Source organism: Falsiroseomonas tokyonensis, assembly GCF_019024325.1.
In the GTDB taxonomy this organism is placed as follows: Bacteria; Pseudomonadota; Alphaproteobacteria; order Acetobacterales; family Acetobacteraceae; genus Falsiroseomonas; species Falsiroseomonas tokyonensis.
The window spans coordinates 266,757-286,305 of record NZ_JAFNJS010000005.1 but is presented as its reverse complement, the minus strand read 5'-3'; the positions used below and the strand labels follow the sequence as shown (position 1 = coordinate 286,305).

Here is a 19,549-nt window from a genome sequence, read left to right as displayed (position 1 = left end):
ATTCCCCTGCCTGCACCGATGCACCACCCGCGTCCAAATCAGACGCGGCGGCGCTTCCGGGGGCGGCAGCCATTGTGCGGGATGGGCGTCACGTCGCGGATGGCCGTGACGTAGAAGCCAACGGCCTGAAGCGCGCGCAGCGCCGATTCACGCCCCGAGCCGGGACCGGAGACCTGGATCTCCAGCGTCTCCATGCCATGCTCGCGGGCCTTCTTGCCGGCATCCTCGGCGGCCACCTGGGCGGCATAGGGCGTGCTCTTGCGGCTGCCCTTGAAGCCCTGGCTACCAGCCGACGACCAGGCGATCGCATTGCCCTGCGCGTCGGTGATGGTCACCACGGTATTGTTGAAGGAGGCGAGGACATGCGCCACGCCAGAGGAAATGTTCTTCCTCTCCTTCTTGCGGGGACGGGAGCCGGCACCGCCGCGGGGTTCGCGCGCCATCTTACTTCGTCACCTTCTTCTTGCCGGCGATCGCCACGGCCTTGCCCTTGCGGGTGCGCGCATTGGTGTGCGTGCGCTGGCCACGGACGGGCAGGCCCTTGCGGTGGCGGAGGCCGCGGTAGCAGGCCATGTCCATCAGCCGCTTCTTGTTCATCGCCTCTTCACGGCGGAGGTCGCCCTCGACGCGGTATTCCCGGTCGATCAGCTCGCGCACGCGGAGGATCTCTTCGTCCGTCATCTGGTTCACGCGGCGATCCTCGGGGATCCCGAGCTGCTCGCAGATCACCTTCGCGTTCTGCGGACCGATGCCATAGATGTAGCGGAGCGAGATGAGCACCCGCTTGTTGGTTGGGATGTTCACGCCGGCGATACGCGCCACGGTGCCTCTCTCCTCATCGGGCCGAAGACCCGCTTCAAAAACCGGGCTTGCGGCCCGCTCCAAAAACCGGGCCTGCAGCCCGAAACAAAACAGCCCCCAGGGGACCGGCCCACCCTGGCCCTGCCCACCCTGGGTGCGGGCCGCGACTCCCGCGAACCGACCCCAACCGGGCATGCAACGGCGAAGAGCGGCCGGAGGAACCTCCGAACCGCAGGGCCCGGGTGCTACACCGACCCCGCCAGGGGAGTCAAGTCAGAAGGGTTTCCGGTCGAGCAGCGCGGCCAATTGCCGCGTCACCTCGTCCATCTCCGCCATGCCATCCACCTGCTGCAGCTTCCCCTGCGCCGCGTAATGCGGCAGCAGCGGCGCGGTCTGCCGGTGATAGGCTTCCAGCCGCGCGGCCACCGTCTCCGCCCTGTCATCGGCGCGACGGGTGAATTCCGTGCCGCCGCAGACATCGCAGGTGCCGGGCGTCTTCGGGGCCTTGAAGCGGTCGTGGTACCCCTCGCCACATTTGGCGCAGGTGAAGCGGCCGGCGATTCGCTCGACCAGGGCCGCGTCATCCACCTTCAGCTCAATCACCTGGTCCAGCGGCAACGCCTTCTCGGCCAGCATGCCGTCCAGCGCCTGGGCCTGCGGCACGGTGCGCGGGAAGCCGTCCAGGATGAAGCCCTTCTGCACATCCGGCGCCTGCACGCGGGCGGCCAGCATGCCGATCAGGATGCTATCCGGCACCAGCTCACCGCGCTCCATGATCGCCTTGGCCTCCAGTCCGATGGCGGAGCCCGACTTCACCTCGGCGCGCAGCATATCCCCGGTGGCGATCTGGACCACGCCGTAGCGCTCCTCCAGCCGCTTGGCCTGGGTGCCCTTGCCGGCGCCCGGGGGCCCCAGCAGAATCAATCTCATCGACCGCGTCCCCCAGGTTGCGTGCCGCGGCCACCGAGCCGTGCCTTCTTGATCAGCCCCTCATACTGATGGGCGAACAAGTGTGACTGCACCTGGGCCACCGTGTCCATGGTGACGGAGACGATGATCAGGAGCGAGGTGCCGCCGAAGTAGAAGGGCACGCCGTAATTCGCGATCAGCAGTTCCGGCAGGATGCAGACGATGGCCAGGTAGATGGCGCCCACCGCCGTCAGCCGCGTCAGCACGCGGTCGAAATACTGCGCCGTCGGCTGGCCCGGCCGGATGCCCGGAACGAAGCCGCCATACTTGCGGAGGTTGTCCGCGGTCTCCTGCGGGTTGAAGACCACCGCGGTGTAGAAGAAGGCGAAGAAGACGATCAGCGCCAGGTACAGCGCCATGTACAGCGGCTGCCCGTGCGCCAGCAGATTCGCCACGTCGGTGACCCAGGACTGCTCCGTCTGGTCGGTGCGGAAGGCGGCGAAGGTCGCCGGCAGCAGCAGCAGGGAGGAAGCGAAGATCGGCGGCATGACGCCGGCGGTGTTCAGCTTCAGTGGCAGATGGGTGTTCTCGCCGCCGAACATCCGGTTGCCGACCTGGCGCTTCGGATACTGCACGGGAATGCGCCGCTGGGCGCGCTCGATGAAGACCACGAAGGCGATGACCAGCAGCGCGATGGCCAGGAAGGCGATGATGAAGAACGTGGACAGCGCGCCGGTCCGGCCCAGCTCCAGCGTGCTGGCCAGCGCCGAGGGCAGGTTCGCCACGATGCCGGCGAAGATGATCAGGCTGATGCCGTTGCCGATGCCGCGGGCGGTGATCTGTTCGCCCAGCCACATCAGGAACATGGTGCCGCCGACCAGCGTGATGACGGTCGAGATGCGGAAGAACCAGCCCGGATCATGCACCGCCGCGCCGAAGCTGCCGCGCAGGCTCTCCAGCCCCACGGCGATGCCATAGGCCTGGAAGATGGCGATGAACAGCGTCAGGTAGCGGGTGTACTGGTTCAGCTTCTTGCGGCCCGACTCGCCTTCCTTCTTCAAGGCCTCCCAGGACGGGATGGCGGCGGTCATCAGCTGCACGATGATGCTGGCCGAGATGTAGGGCATGATGTTGAGCGCGAAGATCGTCATGCGCCCCAGCGAACCGCCGGTGAACATGTCGAACATGCCGAGGATGCCGCCGCCCATCTGGGCCAGCAGCTCGGCCATGACCCCGGCATCGACCCCGGGCACCGGCACATAGGAGCCGATCCGGTAGACGATCAGAGCGCCCAGGGTGAACCACAGCCGGTTCTTCAGCTCGGTCGCCTTGGCCAGCACCCCGAGGTTCAGATTGGCCGCAAGCTGTTCGGCGGCGGACGCCATATGCGATCCCTCCTCGCGAAAGCGGCGCCCCCAAGCCACGCCAGAAGGCGGGCCCGGGACGCCGCGTCGCAGCTCCCCTAAAGTGCCGCCCGCACCCGGCGGGTGCAAGGGCGGCGAAAGCCTGGCAGAAGCCTCAGCCCTCGGCCGGGGCTTCGGCGGGCGCGACCAGAACGGTCAGCGTGCCACCGGCCGCCGCGATCGCCGCCGCAGCCGTGGCAGAGGCACCGGAGACGGTCAGCGTCACCGCGCGGGTGATCGCACCGGTCCCGAGCAGCCGCACGCCGGCATAGCGCGGCGCATTGCTGACCACGCCGGCCGCCTGCAGCATCGCCTCGTCGATCGCACCCTCGGACGGCAGGCGCCCTTCGGCGATCGCCTTGTCCAGCGTGCCGAGGTTCAGCGGCGCATACAGCTTGCGGAACGGGTTGACGAAGCCGCGCTTCGGCAGGCGCCGATAGATCGGGAGCTGGCCGCCCTCGAACCCATTCAGCGTCACGCCCGTGCGGGCCTTCTGACCCTTCACGCCGCGGCCGGAGGTCTTGCCCTTGCCGGAGCCGATGCCCCGGCCGATGCGCTTGAACTTCGGCCGGGCGCCGTCGTTGTCGCGGATTTCGTTGAGCTTCATGTTATTCCCCGTCCACCTTCACCAGGTGGGCGACCTTCCGGATCATGCCGCGCACCGCGGGAGTATCCTCCAGCTCGCTGCTCCGGCGGATCTTGTTGAGGCCGAGGCCGATCAGCGTCTCCCGCTGACCCGGCTTCCGGCCGATCGGCGACCCGGTCTGGGTCACCTTCACGGTCTTCTTGCTCTCAGACATTGGCCACCGCCTCCGCCGCCGGATCCGCATCCTTGCGCGGGCCCAGCAGGTCCGAGACCTTCTTGCCGCGGCGCGCGGCCACAGCCCGCGGGCTGGTGCAGCGGCCGAGCGCGGCGAAGGTCGCCTTCACCATGTTATGCGGGTTCGTCGTGCCGGTGCACTTGGCGACGACATCGCCCATGCCCAGCGTCTCGAACACCGCGCGCATCGGGCCGCCGGCGATGATGCCGGTACCGGCCGGGGCGGCGCGCAGGATCACGCGGCCAGCGCCGAACTCGCCCACCTGGTCGTGGTGCAGCGTGCGGCCTTCGCGCATCGGCACGCGGATCATCGTGCGCTTCGCACGCTCCGTCGCCTTGCGGATCGCCTCCGGCACCTCGCGCGCCTTGCCGGCACCCCAGCCGACGCGGCCCTTCTGGTCGCCGACGACCACGAGCGCCGCGAAGCTGAAGCGACGGCCGCCCTTCACCACCTTGGCCACGCGGTTGATCGTGACGAGCTTGTCCTTCAGCTCGTCGCCGTCCTGCCGCTCCTGCCGGTTCTCGTTGCGGTCGCGACCGCGGCCCCGACGGCGATCGCCGCCCTCACCGCCACCGCCGCCCTCGCCGCTCCTGGGTTCCCGTGCCATTCCCGAACTCCTCAGAAGGAGAGGCCGCCCTCGCGGGCAGCCTCCGCGAGAGCCTTGACCCGGCCGTGATAGATATACGGCCCGCGATCGAACACCACTTCCACCACGCCGGCGGCGAGCGCGCGCTCCGCCACCAGCTTGCCCACGGCCGCCGCGGCATCGCGGTCGGCGCCGGTCTTCAGCTCCTCCCGCATCGCCTTCTCGAGCGAGGAGGCAGCCGCCAGGGTGCGGCCAGCCTTATCGTCGATGACCTGGGCGTAGATGTGCTTGCCCGAGCGGAAGACGGACAGGCGCACGCGCCCGCCGGACTTCATCTTGAGCTGGTAGCGCAGCCGCGAGCGGCGGCGCGCCGTCAGTGCGAGCTTCTTGTCGGCCATTACTTCTTCTTACCCTCCTTCCGGAGGATCACCTCGTTGTCGTAGCGCACGCCCTTGCCCTTGTAGGGCTCGGGGCCGCGATACGCGCGGATCTCAGAGGCCACCTGGCCAACCTGGCGCTTGTCCGCGCCTTCCACCTTGATGGAGGTCGGCTTCTCGCAGGTGATCTTGATGCCCGCCGGGATGGGATAGCGGATATCGTGGCTGTAGCCGAGGTTGAGCACCAGCTCCTTCCCCTGCACCGCCGCACGATAACCGGTGCCGGTGATCTCCATGTTCCGGGTGAAGCCGGTGGAGACGCCCGTCACCATGGACTGGATCAGGCTGCGCGTGGTGCCCCACATGGTGCGGGCCTTGCGGTCCGACCCACGCGGCGCCACCGCCACCTGGCCACCCTCGATGGTGACGTCCACTTCCTCGGTCAGGTCCAGCGAAAGCTCGCCGTTCTTGCCCTTGGCCACGATCTTGCGGTCCTGCAGCGCCACCTGGACGCCTGCCGGAACCGGGACCGGATATTTGCCGACGCGAGACATGCCTATCCTCCCGTCAGAATACGCGGCAGAGGACTTCGCCGCCAACATTGGCAGCGCGGGCCTCATTGTCGCTCATCACGCCCTTCGGCGTGGACAGGATGGAGATGCCGAGGCCGGAGTAGAACTTCGGCAGCTCCGCGATCTTGGAATAGACGCGGCGGCCCGGCTTGGACACGCGCGCGATTTCCTTGATGGCGGGCTCGCCCTCAGAATACTTCAGCTCGATGCTGATCACCTTGATGCCGGGGCGGAGCTGCTCCGTGGCGAAGGCGCGGATGTAACCCTCGCGCTTCAGCACATCGAGAACATTCTCCCGCAGCTTCGAGGCCGGCGCCACGCAGCGGCTCTGCCGCGCACGCTGAGCATTGCGGATACGGGTGAGCATGTCACCCAGCGGATCGGACAGCGACATTCGCGGCCCTCCTTACCAGCTGGCCTTAACCAGCCCGGGGATCTGGCCAGTATTGGCGAGATCACGGAGCTGGTTACGGCTGAGCTTGAACTTGCGGTAGTTCCCGCGGGGACGGCCGGTGAGCTCGCAACGCAGGCGCACGCGCACCTTGGCGCCGTTGCGCGGCAGCTGCGCCAGCTTCAGCGTCGCTTCGAAGCGCTCCTCCACCGGCAGATCGCGGTCCATCACCACCGCCTTGAGGGCGGCGCGCTTGGGCGCATGCAGCTTCGAGAGCCGTTCACGACGCTTGTTCTTCTCGACAGACGAGGTCTTGGCCATGCCGTCTAAAATCCTCCGGAACCTGCCCGGCGCGATGCCGGGCGGTTTTCCAAATCAGTTGGCGAAAGGAAGGTCGAAGGCCTTGAGCAGGGCCTTGGCTTCCTTGTCGGTCTTCGCGGTGGTCACGAACTGGATGTCCATGCCGCGCACCGTGTCCACCTTGTCGTAGTTGATCTCGGGGAACACGATCTGCTCCTTCAGGCCCATGGCATAGTTGCCACGGCCGTCGAAGCCACGATTGCCCGGGATACCACGGAAGTCGCGCACGCGCGGCAGGGCGATGGTCACCAGGCGGTCGAGGAACTCGAACATCCGGCCCTTGCGCAGCGTGACCTTGCAGCCGATCGCCTGGCCTTCGCGGATCTTGAAGCCCGCGATCGCCTTGCGCGCCTTGGTCTTCACCGGCTTCTGGCCGGAGATCGCCATCAGGTCCGCCACCGCCGCATCGAGCTTCTTCTGGTCGCCGGCGGCTTCGCCCACACCCATGTTGATGACGATCTTCTCGAGCTTCGGCACTTCCATCGGGTTCTTGTAGCCGAACTCGGCGGAGAGCGCCTTGCGGATCTCGTCCTCATACCGGCGCCGCATGCGCGGCAGCTCGGCCGGGGAAGCCTTGGCCGCACCGGCCTTGGCCACCGCCGCCGGGGCGGCCGGCGCGACGCGCTGCTCGCCACCCTTGGCGGCGGCCGGCGCATTGGACTTCTTCGGCGGGGTGGACTTGGCCGGAGCCTTGCCGCCCTTCTTGGTTCCGCTCATCGGTCGATCACCTCACCCGAAGGCCTGGCCACGCGAACCTTGCGGCCATCCTCAAGCACCTTGAAGCCCACCCGCGTGGCCTTGCCGGACACCGGGTCGATCAGCGCGAGGTTGGAGAGGTCGATCGGACCCTCCTTCTCCACGATGCCACCCGGCTTGCCCATGCCCTGCGGCTTGGTATGGCGCTTCACCATGTTCACGCCCTGCACGAAGGCGCGGTTTTCCTCGGGCACGACGCGAATGACATCGCCCTTCTTGCCCTTGTCGCGACCGGCGAGAACCTCGACCCGGTCGCCCTTCTTGATCTTCGCGGCCATGGCCTTACAGGACCTCCGGCGCCAGCGAGATGATCTTCATGAACTTGCGCCCACGCAGCTCGCGCACGACCGGTCCGAAGATACGGGTTCCGATCGGCTCGCCCTGCTTGTTGATCAGCACCGCGGCATTGTTGTCGAAGCGGATCGCAGTGCCGTCGATGCGCCGCACGGGATAGGCCGTGCGGACGATGACGGCGCGATGCACCTCGCCCTTCTTTACCTTGGCGCGGGGGATCGCTTCCTTGACGGAAACGACGATGATGTCACCGACGGAAGCCGTGCGGCGCTTCGACCCGCCCAGCACCTTGATGCACTGGACGCGGCGCGCGCCGGAATTGTCGGCGACGTCGAGGTTGGATTCGACCTGGATCATGTCCTATCCGCCTCAGCTTGCCGAAGCAGGCGCATCGGCGGCAGGCTTCGCGGCGACGACCGGGGCATCGAAGCCCTCCGGACGCTCAACCGCATCGCCATTCCGCGCGATGACCAGCCAGGACTTGTTCTTGCTGATCGGGCGGCATTCCTCGATCGACACCAGGTCGCCTTCCTTGCAGAGGTTCGCCGCGTCATGCGCAGCGTACTTCTTGGAACGGCGGATGAACTTCTTGTAGAGCGGATGCATCACGCGACGCTCGACCAAGACGGTGATCGTCTTGTCGGTCTTGTCGCTGACCACCCGGCCCGTGAGGACGCGCCTCGGCATCGCCCGAACCCCTTAAGCTTGCTTTGCCGAAGCGCGGGCGCGCTCGGCCATGATCGTCTTCGCCCGGGCAATGTCGCGCCGCACCTGCTTGATGCGGCCCGTCGCCTCCAGTTGCCCGGTGGCCCGCTGGAAGCGCAGGTTGAACTGCTCCTTCCGCAGGTTCACCAGCATCTCCTGCAGCTCGTCCGGGGACTTGGCCCGCACGTCCGCGATCTTCGTCTCCGCCATCTCAGGCCTCCGCCGTGGCGCCGAGGCGCGTCACGATCTTCGTCTTGATCGGCAGCTTCGCCGCCCCGAGCTCGAGCGCCTCACGGGCGATCTCACCAGAGACACCGTCGAGCTCGAACATGATGCGGCCCGGCTTGACCCGTGCCACCCAGTACTCCGGCGCGCCCTTGCCGGAGCCCATGCGGACTTCGGCCGGCTTGGTCGAGACGGGCACATCCGGGAAGATCCGGATCCACACCCGCCCCTGGCGCTTCATGGCGCGCGTGATGGCGCGCCGCGCTGCCTCGATCTGCCGCGCCGTCACCCGCTCGGGCTCCAGCGCCTTCAGGCCGAAACCGCCGAAGGTCAGGGTAAAGCCGCCACGGGCGATACCCTTGATGCGGCCCTTATGGGCCTTGCGAAACGTCGTGCGCTTAGGCTGCAGCATGATGCATTACTCTCAGCGCTGAGGCGCTTGTTCCGCGGCGCGCTTGTCCTGCGCCATCGGATCATGGGCCATGACCTCGCCCTTGAAGATCCACACCTTGACACCGCAGGTGCCGTAGGTGGTCTTCGCGGTCGCCGTCCCGAAATCGATATCCGCGCGCAGCGTGTGCAGCGGCACGCGGCCTTCGCGGTACCACTCCATGCGCGCAATCTCCGCCCCGCCCAGACGGCCGGAGCAGTTGATGCGGATGCCGCCGGCGCCGAGGCGCATGGCGGACTGCACGGCGCGCTTCATGGCGCGGCGGAAGGCCACGCGGCGCTCCAGCTGCTGCGCGATGCTCTCGGCCACCAGCGTGCTGTCGATCTCCGGCTTGCGGATCTCGACGATGTTCAGCGAGACCTCGGCCCCGGCCATCTTCGCCAGGTCCTTGCGCAGGTTCTCGATGTCGGCGCCCTTCTTGCCGATCACGACGCCCGGACGGGCGGCATGGATCGTCACGCGGGGCTTCTTCGCCGGACGCTCGATGACCACGCGGCTGACGCCTGCGCCCTTCAGGCGCTCACGCAGCGTCTTCCGCAGCTTCAGGTCCTCATGCAGCATCCGCGCATAGTCGCGCTCCGCGAACCAGCGGCTGTCCCAGGTGCGGTTGATGCCGAGCCGGAGACCGATCGGATTGACTTTGTGACCCATGTTACGCGGCCTCCTGCTGTGCCGCCGGCGCCGGAACAGTCTGCTCCGCCACCACGATCTTCAGATGGCTGAACCACTTCTCGACCTGCGAGGAGCGGCCGCGGCCACGCGCATGGAAACGCTTCATCACCACGGCGCGGCCGACCTCGGCCTTGGTGACGACCAGGCGGTCGACATCCAGGCTGTGGTTGTTCTCGGCATTCGCGATCGCGCTCTCCAGCGTCTTGCGGACGGTCTGGGCGATGCGGCGCTTGGAGAAGGTCAGCGTCGCGACGGCGTCCTGCGCCGTGCGGCCGCGGATCAGCCCCGCCACCAGGTTCAGCTTGCGCGGGCTGATGCGAATGTTCTTCGCGATCGCCTGCGCCTCGGTCTCAGCGAGACCGCGCTCGTGCTTCGGCTTGCTCATGTCAGCCTCGCTTCGCCTTCTTGTCGGACGAATGTCCGGTGAAGGTGCGCGTCGGCGAGAACTCGCCGAACTTGTGGCCCACCATGTTCTCGTTCACCTGCACCGGGATGAACTTCTTGCCGTTGTAGACACCGAAGGTCAGGCCGACGAATTGCGGCAGGATCGTGCTCCGGCGCGACCAGATCTTGATGATCTCGTTGCGACCCGAAGCGCGGGCTGCCTCTGCCTTGTTGAGCAGGTAGCCGTCGACGAACGGCCCCTTCCAGACGCTGCGCGACATCGCCGTCAGCCCTTCGTCGCGTTGCGGCGCCGGACGATAAGCCGGTCCGTACGCTTGTTGTTACGGGTCTTGGCACCCTTGGTGGGCTTGCCCCACGGGGTAACCGGATGGCGGCCGCCGGACGTCCGGCCCTCACCACCACCATGCGGATGGTCGACCGGGTTCATGACCACGCCGCGGTTGTGCGGGCGGAAGCCCATCCAACGCTTGCGGCCGGCCTTGCCGATCTCCTGGTTGCTGTTGTCCGGGTTGGACACGGCGCCGATGGCGGCCATGCACTCGGCCCGCACCAGGCGAACCTCACCAGACATCAGCTTGACCTGCGCATAGCCGGCATCCTTGCCGACCAGCTGGCAGAAGGTGCCAGCGGAGCGCGCGATCTTGGCGCCCGCACCCGGCTTCATCTCCAGGCAATGGATGATGGTGCCGACCGGGATATTCGCCAGCGGCATTGCATTGCCGGGCTTGATGTCGACCTTCTCGCCCGACACCACGCTGTCGCCCGCCTTCAGGCGCTGCGGCGCGATGATGTAGGCCAGCTCGCCATCGGCATACTTCAGCAGCGCGATCCAGGCCGTACGGTTCGGGTCATATTCCAGACGCTCGACCGTCGCGGCCACATCGAACTTGCGTCGCTTGAAGTCGACGATGCGGTAGGACTGCTTGTGTCCGCCGCCCCGGAACCGGACCGTCGTGCGGCCATGGTTGTTGCGGCCGCCCGAGTGCGACTTGCCCTCGGTCAGGCCCTTGACCGGCTTGCCCTTCCACAGGTCGGAACGGTCCACAAGGACCGTCCCGCGCAGCGACGGGGTGACGGGATTAAAATGCTTCAGTGCCATGGCGTTACGCGAGCCCCGTCGTGAGGTCGATGGTCTGGCCGGCCTGCAGCTTGACCACCGCCTTCTTCCAATCGGACCGCTGGCCCTTGCGACCGCGGAACCGCTTGGCCTTGCCCTTCATCACCAGCGTGTTCACCGCCTCGACATTCACGCTGAACAGCTTCTCGACCGCCTGCCGGATCTCCGGCTTGGTCGCGTCGAGCGTCACCTTGAAGGTGACCTGGCTGCTCTCGTTCAGTCGCGTCGCCTTCTCCGTCACCACCGGCGCCAGGATCACCTGGTACAGGCGCTCCGCGGACAGGACCTTGCCGCGCGGCTTGGTTGCCGTCTCGCTCATGCCTCGGACTCCTTGGTCGCGCCGTTCAGCCGCGCCGCCAGAGCCTCGAGGCCGGCGCGCGTCACCGCGAGCACGTCGTGGTTCAGGATGTCATAGACATTGGCGCCGATGGTCGGCAGCACATCGATCTTGGGGATGTTACGCGTGACCCGGGCGAAGCCCGCATCCACCGTCGCATCCACCACCAGCGCGCTGTCCCAGCCCAGCTTCTTCAGCTGCGCCACCATCGCCGAGGTCTTGGCCTCGTCGCTGGCGGTGGCCGCATCCAGCACGACTAGCTTGCCGGCCGCCACCTTGGCGGAAAGCGCGCAGATCAGGCCGAGGCGGCGGACCTTCTTGTTCAGGTTATAGCCGTGGTCACGCACCACCGGCCCGTGCACGACGCCACCCTTGCGGTACTGCGGCGCACGCAGCGAGCCCTGGCGCGCATTGCCGGTGCCCTTCTGCCGGTACGGCTTCTTGGTGGTGCCGGACACTTCGCCCATGCCCTTGGCCTTGTGGGTCCCGGCGCGGCGCTTGGCGAGCTGCCAATGCACCACGCGGGCCATGATGTCGGCCCGCGGGGCGACGCCGAACAGCGCCTCCGGCAGGTCGACCTGGCCGACGGAGGCGTTGTCGAGATTGATGACAGGAAGCTGGATCGCCATGATCTTTACCCTTGCGCCCCAGCGTCTGCGGCAAGCCCTGCCGGGTACGGCGCATCGGCATGACGCGCATGCTTCACCGCATCGCGCACCAGCACGTAGCTGCCCTTCGAGCCCGGAATGGCACCCTTCACCAGAAGCAGCCCGCGCTCCGCATCATGCCCGGCAATGACCAGGTTCTGCGTCGTCACGCGCTCGCCGCCCATATGGCCGGCCATCTTCTTGTTCTTGAAGGTCTTGCCCGGATCCTGACGGTTGCCGGTCGAACCATGCGAACGGTGGCTGATCGAGACGCCGTGCGACGCCTCGAGGCCCGAGAAGTTCCAGCGCTTCATGGCGCCGGCGAAGCCCTTGCCCTGGGTCACGCCAGTGACGTCGATCTTCTGACCGGCCACGAAATGCCCGATATCGAGCTTGGTGCCGGGCGCGAGGGTCGCGTCCTCGGCCACGCGGAACTCCACCGTCTTGCGGGGAGCTTCGACGCCGGCCTTGGCGAAGTGGCCCTTCTGCGGATTCGTCACGTTCTTCGGCTTCGCCACGCCGATGCCGATCTGGACGGCGACGTAGCCGTCCTTCTCCATCGTGCGCTGCGCGATGACGCGAACGTTGTCGACGTGCAGAACGGTGACAGGGACGGTGGACCCGTCCTCATTGAAAAGCCGGGTCATCCCCAGCTTCCGGGCGATCAGCCCGGAACGGCCCGTAACCTGACGGCCTGTGATGGACATAATGTCGGTCCTTTATCCGTCGCTCAGAGCTTGATCTCGACGTCCACGCCGGAGGCCAGGTCGAGCTTCATCAGCGCGTCCACGGTCTGCGGGGTGGGATCGACGATATCGAGCAGGCGACGGTGCGTGCGGATCTCGAACTGCTCGCGCGACTTCTTGTCGACGTGCGGCGAGCGGTTGACGGTGAAACGTTCGATCTGCGTCGGCAGCGGGATGGGCCCGCGCACCCGCGCACCCGTCCGCTTGGCCGTGTTGACGATCTCCCGCGTGCTGCCATCCAGCACGCGGTGATCGAACGCCTTCAGGCGAATGCGGATGTTCTGGCTGTCCATGGCGGAGTGGCCCGTATCCCTTCTGTCGTCGCTTACTTGACGATCTTGGCGACGACGCCGGCGCCGACGGTGCGGCCGCCTTCGCGGATCGCAAACCGCAGGCCTTCATCCATGGCGATCGGCGCGATCAGCTCGACGTCCATCGCCACGTTGTCGCCCGGCATCACCATCTCCACGCCTTCCGGCAGCTTCACGATGCCCGTCACGTCCGTCGTCCGGAAATAGAACTGCGGACGGTAGTTCGTGAAGAACGGCGTGTGCCGGCCGCCCTCTTCCTTCGTCAGGATATAGGCCTCGGCCTTGAAGCCCGTATGCGGCGTGATGCTGCCCGGCGCCGCCAGAACCTGACCGCGCTCCACATCCTCGCGCTTCGTGCCACGCAGCAGCGCGCCGATGTTGTCGCCCGCCTGCCCGCTGTCCAGCAGCTTGCGGAACATCTCCACGCCCGTCACCACGGTCTTCACCGTGTTCTTCAGGCCAACGATCTCGACTTCCTCGCCAACCTTGACGATCCCGCGCTCCACGCGCCCCGTCACCACCGTGCCGCGGCCCGAGATCGAGAACACGTCTTCCACCGGCATCAGGAACGGACGGTCCGTCGCGCGCGCCGGCTGCGGGATGTAGGCGTCCACCGCCTCCATCAGCTTCAGCACCGCCTGCTCGCCGATCTCCGGCTGCTTGTCCTCCAGCGCCATAAGCGCCGAGCCGTGGATGATCGGAATGTCGTCGCCCGGGAACTGGTAGGAGGACAGCAGCTCGCGCACCTCCATCTCGACCAGCTCCAGCAGGTCGGGGTCCGCCATGTCCACCTTGTTCAGGAACACCACCAGCGCCGGAACGCCCACCTGGCGCGCCAGCAGGATGTGCTCGCGGGTCTGCGGCATCGGGCCGTCCGCCGCCGACACCACCAGGATCGCGCCGTCCATCTGCGCCGCGCCCGTGATCATGTTCTTCACGTAGTCGGCGTGGCCGGGGCAGTCCACATGCGCGTAGTGGCGGTTCGCCGTCTCATACTCGACATGCGCCGTCGAGATCGTGATCCCGCGCGCACGCTCCTCCGGCGCCTTGTCGATCTGGTCATACGCCGTGAAGGTCGCACCGCCCACCTTCGCCAGAACCTTCGTGATCGCCGCCGTCAGCGACGTCTTGCCGTGGTCCACGTGCCCGATCGTGCCGATGTTGCAGTGCGGCTTGTTCCGCTCAAATTTCGCCTTGGCCATTGTCTCAAATCCTCAGGATCGGATCGTGTTACCAGCGGTCGCGCGCAAGCGCGCTCTTACCAACGATAGTGGCTGAAGGCCTTGTTCGCCTCGGCCATGCGGTGCGTGTCTTCGCGCTTCTTCACGGCGGAGCCACGGTTGTTCGCGGCGTCCATCAGCTCGGCGGACAGCCGGTCTTCCATCGTGTGCTCGCCGCGCTTGCGCGCGCTGTCGATGATCCAGCGGATCGCCAGTGCCTGGCGGCGCTCCGGCCGAACCTCGACCGGCACCTGGTAGGTGGCGCCACCGACGCGGCGGGAGCGGACCTCAACGGCCGGCTTCACATTGTCCATCGCCTGGTGGAAGACGCTCAGCGGATCGGCATTGGCGCCGCCACGACGGCGCAGCGTGTCCATCGCGGCATAGACGATGCCCTCGGCAGTGCTCTTCTTGCCGTCGTACATCAGCACGTTCATGAAACGGGACAGCACGAGGTCACCGAACTTCGGGTCCGGCAGGACTTCGCGCTTGGTGGCGCTATGGCGGCGCGACATCTCTCAGTTCCTCACTTCGGACGCTTGGCGCCGTACAGCGACCGGCGCTGACGACGCTTCGCGATGCCCTGCGTGTCCAGCACGCCGCGCAGGATGTGGTAGCGGACGCCCGGAAGGTCCTTCACGCGACCACCGCGGATCAGCACCACGGAGTGCTCCTGCAGGTTGTGGCCCTCGCCGGGGATGTAGCTCACCACCTCGTAGCCGTTCGTCAGGCGCACCTTGGCGACCTTGCGAAGCGCCGAGTTCGGCTTCTTCGGCGTGGTCGTATAGACGCGCGTGCAGACGCCCCGCTTCTGCGGGCTACCCTGCAGGGCCGGAACCTTGTTCCGCTTCGCGATAGGCTCACGCCCCTGGGCAATGAGCTGGTTGATCGTCGGCATGACGCCCCTTCGTGCTCGTCTCGTCCGTTCCCTTGCGCCGCAAACAGGACGGCCCGCCTGGAAGGCCAAGTGGCTCTTCCCTGCGGGCACCTGTCCGACCCCCGGCCTAGGCTCCCCGTCTGGGGGGCGGTGCCGGAAGCGCGTCGCTGGAACCAAATATCAGCCCGGCCGTGTCAGCGCAGGCTGCGCCATATCCGACCAAGGTCGCGCCTAATATCCGGCGGCCCTGGTTGAGTCAAGCGAATGGCGCCCCCCACACGGGTGACAGGCGCCATCCTTCACTATTCCGCCGCCCGGGCAGGCCCGGCCAGCGGGGTCGGCGCCGTCGGCAGACGGCCCCGATCGCGCTGCGCGGCCACCGCCCGTAGCTTGTTCATGACGGAGCCCGTGCCCGCCGGGATCAGGCGCCCGACGATCACGTTTTCCTTCAGGCCCATCAGGTTATCCACCTTGCCCGCGGTCGCCGCCTCAGTCAGCACCCGCGTCGTCTCCTGGAAGGAGGCGGCGGAGATGAAGGAGGTGGTCTGCAGGGACGCCTTGGTGATGCCCTGCAGCACCGGCTCGGCCCGTGCGGGCCGTTCCTTGGCGGCCAGGCGCTTCTCGTTCTCGATCTCGAACTCGATTCGCTCGACCGTCTCGCCCACCAGGTAGGTCGTGTCGCCCGGATCGAGGATCTCGACCTTCTGCAGCATCTGCCGGACGATGACCTCGATGTGCTTGTCGTTGATCTTCACGCCCTGCAGTCGATAGACGTCCTGCACTTCGTTCACCAGGTAGTTCGCCAGCGCCTCGACGCCCAGCACCCGCAGGATGTCATGCGGCACGCGGGGACCGTCGACCAGCGGGTCGCCGGCCTTCACATAGTCGCCTTCCTGCACCGAGACGTGCTTGCCCTTGGGCACCAGGTATTCCCGGGGCGTGGAGGGCTCGTCGCCCACCTGCTCCGGCACCACCAGGATGCGGCGCTTTGCCTTGTAGTCCTTGCCGAATTCCACCCGCCCATCGACATCGGCGATGATCGCCGCATCCTTCGGGCGCCGTGCCTCAAACAGCTCCGCCACCCGCGGCAGACCGCCGGTGATGTCGCGCGTCTTGGAGGATTCGCGCGGCATGCGGGCGATGACGTCGCCGGCATTCACTTCCTTGCCGTTCTCGATCGAGAGAATCGAGCCCGGCGGCAGGAAGGTGATGGCCTCGGCGCCATTCTCGCGCTTCACCACCTGGCCATTGGCATCGCGCAGGATCAGGCGCGGGCGCAGGTCGGCGCCACGGCCGGTGGACTTGTACTCGACCACCTCCTTGAAGCTGAGGCCCGTCACCTCGTCGGTGCGGTCCATCAGCGTGATGTTCTCGAGCATGTCGGCGAATTCGACCTTGCCCTGGCGCTCGGTGATGATCGGCAGGGTGAAGGGGTCCCACTCGGCCAGCTTCTGGCCGCGCGTGACGGTCTCCCCCTCCTCGGTCAGCAGGCGCGCGCCATAGGGCACGCGGTTGCGCCCGCGCTCCCGCCCGTTCACGTCGTACAGCACCGCCTCGCAGTTGCGGCTCATGACGATGGCGGCGTTCTGGCTGTTGATGACGACCTGACGGTTCAGGAACTTCACCGTGCCATCCGCAATCGCCTCGACGGCCGAGGTCTCCGCGCCGCGCTGCGCCGCGCCACCGATGTGGAAGGTGCGCATGGTCAGCTGCGTGCCCGGCTCGCCGATCGACTGCGCCGCGATCACGCCCACGGCCTCCCCGGTATTCACCGGCGTGCCGCGCGCCAGGTCACGACCGTAGCACATGCCGCAGACGCCGATGCGCGCATCGCAGGTCAGCACGGAGCGGATCTTCACCGCCTCCACGCCTGCCTTCTCGATCAGCTCGGCCTCCGGCTCCTCGACCAGCGTGCCGATCTTCACCAGCACCTGGCCATCGGCGGGGTCGATGACATTCTCCTGCGTCGTCCGGCCCAGGATGCGCTCGGAGAGCGAGGAGACGGTCTCGCCGCCATCCATCACGGCGCGCACGGTGATGCCGCGCTCGGTGCCGCAATCATCCTCGACGATGATGCAGTCCTGCGCCACGTCGACCAGGCGGCGGGTCAGGTAGCCGGAGTTTGCCGTCTTCAAGGCGGTATCGGCCAGGCCCTTGCGGGCGCCGTGGGTGGAGTTGAAGTACTCCAGCACGGTCAGGCCTTCTTTGAAGTTGGAGATGATCGGCTGCTCGATGATCTCGCCCGAGGGCTTGGCCATCAGGCCGCGCATGCCGGCCAGCTGGCGCATCTGCGCCGGCGAGCCACGCGCACCGGAATGGGACATCATCCACACGGAGTTGGCGGGCTTGCCGATCTCCTGCTTCATGATCTCCTTCATCATCGCCTGCGCCACTTCCTCGGTGCATCGCGACCAGGCGTCGACCACCTTGTTGTAGCGCTCACCGGCGGTGATCAGGCCGTCGAGATACTGCTGCTCGAACTCCTTCACCTGATCCTTGGTGCCGTTGATCATGGCATCCTTCGTCTCGGGGATGACCATGTCATCCTTGCCGAAGGAGATGCCGGCCATAGCCGCGTGCTTGAAGCCGAGGCCCATCAGGCGGTCGGCGAAGATCACCGATTCCTTCTGGCCGCAGTGACGATAGACCGCGTCCATGACGTCCGAGATGGACTTCTTGGTCAGCTGACGGTTGATCAGGCTGAAGGGCACCGCCGGATGCAGCGGCAGCAGCGCGCCCATGAACATGCGGCCGGCCGTCGTCACCGCACGTTCGGTGACGATGTTGCCGTCCTTGTCGGCCGCCTTGCGGCGGGCGCGGATCTTGCTGTGCAGGTTGATCACGCCAGCCGCCAGCGCCTGCTCGATCTCGCCGATCGAGGCATAGGCCGGCGCCTTCTGCTCATCCGTCGCCTTGAACTCCGGCGTCTCGAGCGAGAGGTAGTACAGGCCGAGCACGATGTCCTGCGACGGCACGATGATCGGCTTGCCGTTCGCGGGGCTGAGGATGTTGTTGGTGGACATCATCAGCACGCGGGCTTCGAGCTGCGCTTCGAGCGACAGCGGCACGTGCACCGCCATCTGGTCGCCGTCGAAGTCCGCGTTGAAGGCGGTGCAGACCAGCGGGTGCAGCTGAATCGCCTTGCCCTCGACCAGCGTCGGCTCGAAGGCCTGGATGCCCAGACGGTGCAGCGTCGGCGCGCGGTTCAGCAGGACCGGGTGCTCGCGGATCACCTCCTCGAGGATGTCCCAGACCTCCGGCCGCTCCTTCTCCACCATCCGCTTCGCGGCCTTGATGGTGGTGGCGTGGCCATACTTCTCGAGCTTCGAGTAGATGAAGGGCTTGAACAGCTCCAGCGCCATCTTCTTCGGCAGGCCGCACTGGTGCAGCTTCAGCTCCGGGCCCACCACGATGACCGAACGGCCGGAATAGTCGACGCGCTTGCCGAGCAGGTTCTGCCGGAAGCGGCCCTGCTTGCCCTTCAGCATGTCGGACAGCGACTTCAGCGGGCGCTTATTGGCCCCCGTGATGGCGCGGCCGCGGCGGCCGTTGTCGAACAGCGCGTCCACCGCTTCCTGCAGCATGCGCTTCTCGTTGCGCACGATGATGTCCGGCGCGCGCAGCTCGATCAGCCGCTTCAGGCGGTTGTTGCGGTTGATGACGCGGCGATACAGGTCGTTCAGATCGGAGGTCGCGAAGCGGCCGCCATCCAGCGGCACCAGCGGGCGCAGCTCGGGCGGGATCACCGGGACGACGTCCAGGATCATCCACTCCGGACGCGCCCCGCCCTCGGCGAAGCTCTCCAGCATCTTCAGCCGCTTCACCAGCTTCTTGCGCTTCGCCTCGGAGGTGGTCTCCTTCAGGTCGGCGCGAAGCTGGGCGGCTTCCTTGTTCAGGTCGATGGCGGCGAGCATCTGCTTCACCGCTTCCGCGCCGATGCCGACGCTGAAGGCATCCTCGCCGAACTCGTCCTGCTTGTTCTGGAACTGGTCCTCGGTCAGCAGCTGGTGCAGCTTCAGGTCCGTCAGGCCCGGCTCCAGCACCACATAGCTCTCGAAGTACAGAACCTTCTCCAGCTCCTTCAGCGACATGTCGACCATCAGGCCGACGCGCGAGGGCAGCGACTTCATGAACCAGATATGCGCGACCGGGCTCGCCAGCTCGATATGGCCCATGCGCTCGCGGCGCACCTTGGCCAGAGTCACCTCCACGCCGCACTTCTCGCAGATGATGCCGCGGAACTTCATGCGCTTGTACTTGCCGCACAGGCACTCGTAGTCCTTGATCGGTCCGAAGATGCGGGCGCAGAACAGCCCGTCCCGCTCCGGCTTGAAGGTGCGGTAGTTGATCGTCTCCGGCTTCTTGATCTCGCCATAGGACCAGGAGCGGATCTGCTCCGGCGAGGCGATCGAGATGCGGATCTGATCGAAGGTCATGGCCTGGCCGGTCTGGCCGAGGATCTTCATCAGTTCGTTCATGCGGTCCACTCCGTCCGGCGCGTCAGCCCAAGGCCTCGCGCCACGAAAAGGGAGAGACCCGCGCCAGCCGAAGCCGGCGCGGGGACGT

At 66.8% G+C, this 19,549-nt stretch carries 29 protein-coding genes; all 29 read right to left on the bottom strand.

Going from position 1 to position 19,549, the window contains the following annotated elements:
- Positions 1-38: 38 nt before the first annotated feature.
- A complete protein-coding gene (gene rpsK, locus J3S20_RS18175) occupies positions 39-443 on the bottom strand; it encodes a 30S ribosomal protein S11 (protein WP_216837923.1) in 405 nt (134 codons plus the stop codon).
- 1 nt (position 444) lies between these two features.
- On the bottom strand, positions 445-822 hold the full coding sequence (gene rpsM / locus J3S20_RS18170) for a 30S ribosomal protein S13 (RefSeq protein ID WP_216837922.1): 378 nt from the start codon (positions 820-822) through the stop codon (positions 445-447).
- 252 nt (positions 823-1,074) lie between these two features.
- The gene (locus J3S20_RS18165; protein WP_216837921.1) at positions 1,075-1,731 is read right to left on the bottom strand and encodes an adenylate kinase; all 657 of its coding nucleotides are present in this window, start codon (positions 1,729-1,731) and stop codon (positions 1,075-1,077) included.
- A complete protein-coding gene (gene secY, locus J3S20_RS18160; protein WP_216837920.1) occupies positions 1,728-3,095 on the bottom strand; it encodes a preprotein translocase subunit SecY in 1,368 nt (455 codons plus the stop codon). Before secY ends, J3S20_RS18165 begins: the two co-directional genes overlap by 4 nt.
- A gap of 133 nt (positions 3,096-3,228) precedes the next feature.
- Positions 3,229-3,720: a 50S ribosomal protein L15 gene (gene rplO / locus J3S20_RS18155; protein WP_216837919.1), complete on the bottom strand. Its 492-nt coding sequence runs from the start codon at positions 3,718-3,720 to the stop codon at positions 3,229-3,231.
- 1 nt (position 3,721) lies between these two features.
- The gene (rpmD, locus tag J3S20_RS18150) at positions 3,722-3,913 is read right to left on the bottom strand and encodes a 50S ribosomal protein L30 (RefSeq protein ID WP_216837918.1); all 192 of its coding nucleotides are present in this window, start codon (positions 3,911-3,913) and stop codon (positions 3,722-3,724) included.
- Entirely contained in the window at positions 3,906-4,541 is a 636-nt protein-coding gene (gene rpsE, locus J3S20_RS18145) for a 30S ribosomal protein S5 (protein ID WP_216837917.1), read from the bottom strand. Before rpsE ends, rpmD begins: the two co-directional genes overlap by 8 nt.
- 11 nt (positions 4,542-4,552) lie before the next feature.
- Entirely contained in the window at positions 4,553-4,918 is a 366-nt protein-coding gene (gene rplR / locus J3S20_RS18140) for a 50S ribosomal protein L18 (RefSeq protein WP_216837916.1), read from the bottom strand.
- On the bottom strand, positions 4,918-5,451 hold the full coding sequence (gene rplF, locus J3S20_RS18135) for a 50S ribosomal protein L6 (protein ID WP_216837915.1): 534 nt from the start codon (positions 5,449-5,451) through the stop codon (positions 4,918-4,920). The genes rplR and rplF overlap by 1 nt, the downstream gene beginning before the upstream one ends.
- Positions 5,452-5,464: 13 nt before the next feature.
- Positions 5,465-5,863, bottom strand: a complete 399-nt coding sequence (gene rpsH / locus J3S20_RS18130) for a 30S ribosomal protein S8 (RefSeq protein WP_216837914.1) — start codon at positions 5,861-5,863, stop codon at positions 5,465-5,467.
- Positions 5,864-5,875: 12 nt separating this feature from the next.
- Positions 5,876-6,181 (bottom strand): 30S ribosomal protein S14, encoded by a 306-nt coding sequence (gene rpsN / locus J3S20_RS18125; protein WP_216837913.1) that lies wholly within the window; start codon positions 6,179-6,181, stop codon positions 5,876-5,878.
- Positions 6,182-6,235: 54 nt separating this feature from the next.
- The gene (gene rplE / locus J3S20_RS18120) at positions 6,236-6,769 is read right to left on the bottom strand and encodes a 50S ribosomal protein L5 (RefSeq protein WP_216838155.1); all 534 of its coding nucleotides are present in this window, start codon (positions 6,767-6,769) and stop codon (positions 6,236-6,238) included.
- A 164-nt stretch (positions 6,770-6,933) separates the two neighbouring features.
- Positions 6,934-7,254 (bottom strand): 50S ribosomal protein L24, encoded by a 321-nt coding sequence (rplX, locus tag J3S20_RS18115; RefSeq protein ID WP_216837912.1) that lies wholly within the window; start codon positions 7,252-7,254, stop codon positions 6,934-6,936.
- A 4-nt stretch (positions 7,255-7,258) separates the two neighbouring features.
- On the bottom strand, positions 7,259-7,627 hold the full coding sequence (rplN, locus tag J3S20_RS18110) for a 50S ribosomal protein L14 (RefSeq protein WP_168034753.1): 369 nt from the start codon (positions 7,625-7,627) through the stop codon (positions 7,259-7,261).
- 12 nt (positions 7,628-7,639) lie between these two features.
- Positions 7,640-7,957, bottom strand: coding sequence for a 30S ribosomal protein S17 (gene rpsQ, locus J3S20_RS18105; protein WP_216837911.1), 318 nt, complete (start codon positions 7,955-7,957; stop codon positions 7,640-7,642).
- 12 nt (positions 7,958-7,969) lie between these two features.
- The gene (rpmC, locus tag J3S20_RS18100) at positions 7,970-8,185 is read right to left on the bottom strand and encodes a 50S ribosomal protein L29 (protein ID WP_216837910.1); all 216 of its coding nucleotides are present in this window, start codon (positions 8,183-8,185) and stop codon (positions 7,970-7,972) included.
- A gap of 1 nt (position 8,186) precedes the next feature.
- Complete coding sequence (gene rplP / locus J3S20_RS18095) at positions 8,187-8,612, bottom strand: 50S ribosomal protein L16 (protein ID WP_216837909.1); 426 nt, start codon at positions 8,610-8,612, stop codon at positions 8,187-8,189.
- A gap of 12 nt (positions 8,613-8,624) precedes the next feature.
- Positions 8,625-9,302 carry a 30S ribosomal protein S3 gene (gene rpsC / locus J3S20_RS18090; RefSeq protein WP_216837908.1) on the bottom strand — a complete coding sequence of 226 codons (678 nt, stop codon included), beginning with the start codon at positions 9,300-9,302 and terminating at the stop codon, positions 8,625-8,627.
- 1 nt (position 9,303) lies between these two features.
- On the bottom strand, positions 9,304-9,708 hold the full coding sequence (gene rplV / locus J3S20_RS18085; RefSeq protein WP_216837907.1) for a 50S ribosomal protein L22: 405 nt from the start codon (positions 9,706-9,708) through the stop codon (positions 9,304-9,306).
- Position 9,709: 1 nt separating this feature from the next.
- The gene (gene rpsS, locus J3S20_RS18080; RefSeq protein ID WP_216837906.1) at positions 9,710-9,988 is read right to left on the bottom strand and encodes a 30S ribosomal protein S19; all 279 of its coding nucleotides are present in this window, start codon (positions 9,986-9,988) and stop codon (positions 9,710-9,712) included.
- A 5-nt stretch (positions 9,989-9,993) separates the two neighbouring features.
- Positions 9,994-10,827, bottom strand: a complete 834-nt coding sequence (rplB, locus tag J3S20_RS18075) for a 50S ribosomal protein L2 (protein WP_216837905.1) — start codon at positions 10,825-10,827, stop codon at positions 9,994-9,996.
- A gap of 4 nt (positions 10,828-10,831) precedes the next feature.
- Positions 10,832-11,128: a 50S ribosomal protein L23 gene (locus J3S20_RS18070; protein ID WP_439598537.1), complete on the bottom strand. Its 297-nt coding sequence runs from the start codon at positions 11,126-11,128 to the stop codon at positions 10,832-10,834.
- A gap of 32 nt (positions 11,129-11,160) precedes the next feature.
- Complete coding sequence (gene rplD, locus J3S20_RS18065; RefSeq protein ID WP_216838154.1) at positions 11,161-11,805, bottom strand: 50S ribosomal protein L4; 645 nt, start codon at positions 11,803-11,805, stop codon at positions 11,161-11,163.
- 11 nt (positions 11,806-11,816) lie between these two features.
- On the bottom strand, positions 11,817-12,536 hold the full coding sequence (gene rplC, locus J3S20_RS18060; RefSeq protein ID WP_216837903.1) for a 50S ribosomal protein L3: 720 nt from the start codon (positions 12,534-12,536) through the stop codon (positions 11,817-11,819).
- Positions 12,537-12,559: 23 nt separating this feature from the next.
- Positions 12,560-12,868, bottom strand: a complete 309-nt coding sequence (gene rpsJ, locus J3S20_RS18055; protein WP_092961082.1) for a 30S ribosomal protein S10 — start codon at positions 12,866-12,868, stop codon at positions 12,560-12,562.
- Between the two features lie 32 nt (positions 12,869-12,900).
- On the bottom strand, positions 12,901-14,088 hold the full coding sequence (tuf, locus tag J3S20_RS18050) for an elongation factor Tu (protein ID WP_216837893.1): 1,188 nt from the start codon (positions 14,086-14,088) through the stop codon (positions 12,901-12,903).
- A gap of 56 nt (positions 14,089-14,144) precedes the next feature.
- Complete coding sequence (gene rpsG / locus J3S20_RS18045; RefSeq protein WP_216837902.1) at positions 14,145-14,621, bottom strand: 30S ribosomal protein S7; 477 nt, start codon at positions 14,619-14,621, stop codon at positions 14,145-14,147.
- Positions 14,622-14,632: 11 nt separating this feature from the next.
- On the bottom strand, positions 14,633-15,004 hold the full coding sequence (rpsL, locus tag J3S20_RS18040; protein WP_168034994.1) for a 30S ribosomal protein S12: 372 nt from the start codon (positions 15,002-15,004) through the stop codon (positions 14,633-14,635).
- A gap of 281 nt (positions 15,005-15,285) precedes the next feature.
- The gene (gene rpoC, locus J3S20_RS18035) at positions 15,286-19,461 is read right to left on the bottom strand and encodes a DNA-directed RNA polymerase subunit beta' (protein ID WP_216837901.1); all 4,176 of its coding nucleotides are present in this window, start codon (positions 19,459-19,461) and stop codon (positions 15,286-15,288) included.
- Positions 19,462-19,549: the final 88 nt, after the last annotated feature.

Bases quoted from the DNA above. Each gene is read 5' to 3' on its own strand.
- rpoC (WP_216837901.1), bottom strand. From the start codon at position 19,461: ATGAACGAACTGATGAAGATCCTCGGCCAGACCGGCCAGGCCATGACC.
- rplB (WP_216837905.1), bottom strand. From the start codon at position 10,827: ATGGCACTGAAGCATTTTAATCCCGTCACCCCGTCGCTGCGCGGGACG.
- rpsJ (WP_092961082.1), bottom strand. From the start codon at position 12,868: ATGGACAGCCAGAACATCCGCATTCGCCTGAAGGCGTTCGATCACCGC.
- rplX (WP_216837912.1), bottom strand. From the start codon at position 7,254: ATGGCCGCGAAGATCAAGAAGGGCGACCGGGTCGAGGTTCTCGCCGGT.
- rplF (WP_216837915.1), bottom strand. From the start codon at position 5,451: ATGTCTCGCGTCGGCAAATATCCGGTCCCGGTTCCGGCAGGCGTCCAG.
- rplO (WP_216837919.1), bottom strand. From the start codon at position 3,720: ATGAAGCTCAACGAAATCCGCGACAACGACGGCGCCCGGCCGAAGTTC.
- rpmC (WP_216837910.1), bottom strand. From the start codon at position 8,185: ATGGCGGAGACGAAGATCGCGGACGTGCGGGCCAAGTCCCCGGACGAG.
- rplP (WP_216837909.1), bottom strand. From the start codon at position 8,612: ATGCTGCAGCCTAAGCGCACGACGTTTCGCAAGGCCCATAAGGGCCGC.
- secY (WP_216837920.1), bottom strand. From the start codon at position 3,095: ATGGCGTCCGCCGCCGAACAGCTTGCGGCCAATCTGAACCTCGGGGTG.
- rpsC (WP_216837908.1), bottom strand. From the start codon at position 9,302: ATGGGTCACAAAGTCAATCCGATCGGTCTCCGGCTCGGCATCAACCGC.
- rpsL (WP_168034994.1), bottom strand. From the start codon at position 15,004: ATGCCGACGATCAACCAGCTCATTGCCCAGGGGCGTGAGCCTATCGCG.
- rpsK (WP_216837923.1), bottom strand. From the start codon at position 443: ATGGCGCGCGAACCCCGCGGCGGTGCCGGCTCCCGTCCCCGCAAGAAG.
- rpsQ (WP_216837911.1), bottom strand. From the start codon at position 7,957: ATGCCGAGGCGCGTCCTCACGGGCCGGGTGGTCAGCGACAAGACCGAC.
- J3S20_RS18165 (WP_216837921.1), bottom strand. From the start codon at position 1,731: ATGAGATTGATTCTGCTGGGGCCCCCGGGCGCCGGCAAGGGCACCCAG.
- tuf (WP_216837893.1), bottom strand. From the start codon at position 14,088: ATGGCCAAGGCGAAATTTGAGCGGAACAAGCCGCACTGCAACATCGGC.
- rplR (WP_216837916.1), bottom strand. From the start codon at position 4,918: ATGGCCGACAAGAAGCTCGCACTGACGGCGCGCCGCCGCTCGCGGCTG.
- rplE (WP_216838155.1), bottom strand. From the start codon at position 6,769: ATGCGGCGCCGGTATGAGGACGAGATCCGCAAGGCGCTCTCCGCCGAG.
- rpsG (WP_216837902.1), bottom strand. From the start codon at position 14,621: ATGTCGCGCCGCCATAGCGCCACCAAGCGCGAAGTCCTGCCGGACCCG.
- rplN (WP_168034753.1), bottom strand. From the start codon at position 7,627: ATGATCCAGGTCGAATCCAACCTCGACGTCGCCGACAATTCCGGCGCG.
- rpsS (WP_216837906.1), bottom strand. From the start codon at position 9,988: ATGTCGCGCAGCGTCTGGAAGGGGCCGTTCGTCGACGGCTACCTGCTC.
- rpsE (WP_216837917.1), bottom strand. From the start codon at position 4,541: ATGGCACGGGAACCCAGGAGCGGCGAGGGCGGCGGTGGCGGTGAGGGC.
- rpmD (WP_216837918.1), bottom strand. From the start codon at position 3,913: ATGTCTGAGAGCAAGAAGACCGTGAAGGTGACCCAGACCGGGTCGCCG.
- rpsN (WP_216837913.1), bottom strand. From the start codon at position 6,181: ATGGCCAAGACCTCGTCTGTCGAGAAGAACAAGCGTCGTGAACGGCTC.
- rpsH (WP_216837914.1), bottom strand. From the start codon at position 5,863: ATGTCGCTGTCCGATCCGCTGGGTGACATGCTCACCCGTATCCGCAAT.
- rplV (WP_216837907.1), bottom strand. From the start codon at position 9,708: ATGAGCAAGCCGAAGCACGAGCGCGGTCTCGCTGAGACCGAGGCGCAG.
- rplC (WP_216837903.1), bottom strand. From the start codon at position 12,536: ATGTCCATCACAGGCCGTCAGGTTACGGGCCGTTCCGGGCTGATCGCC.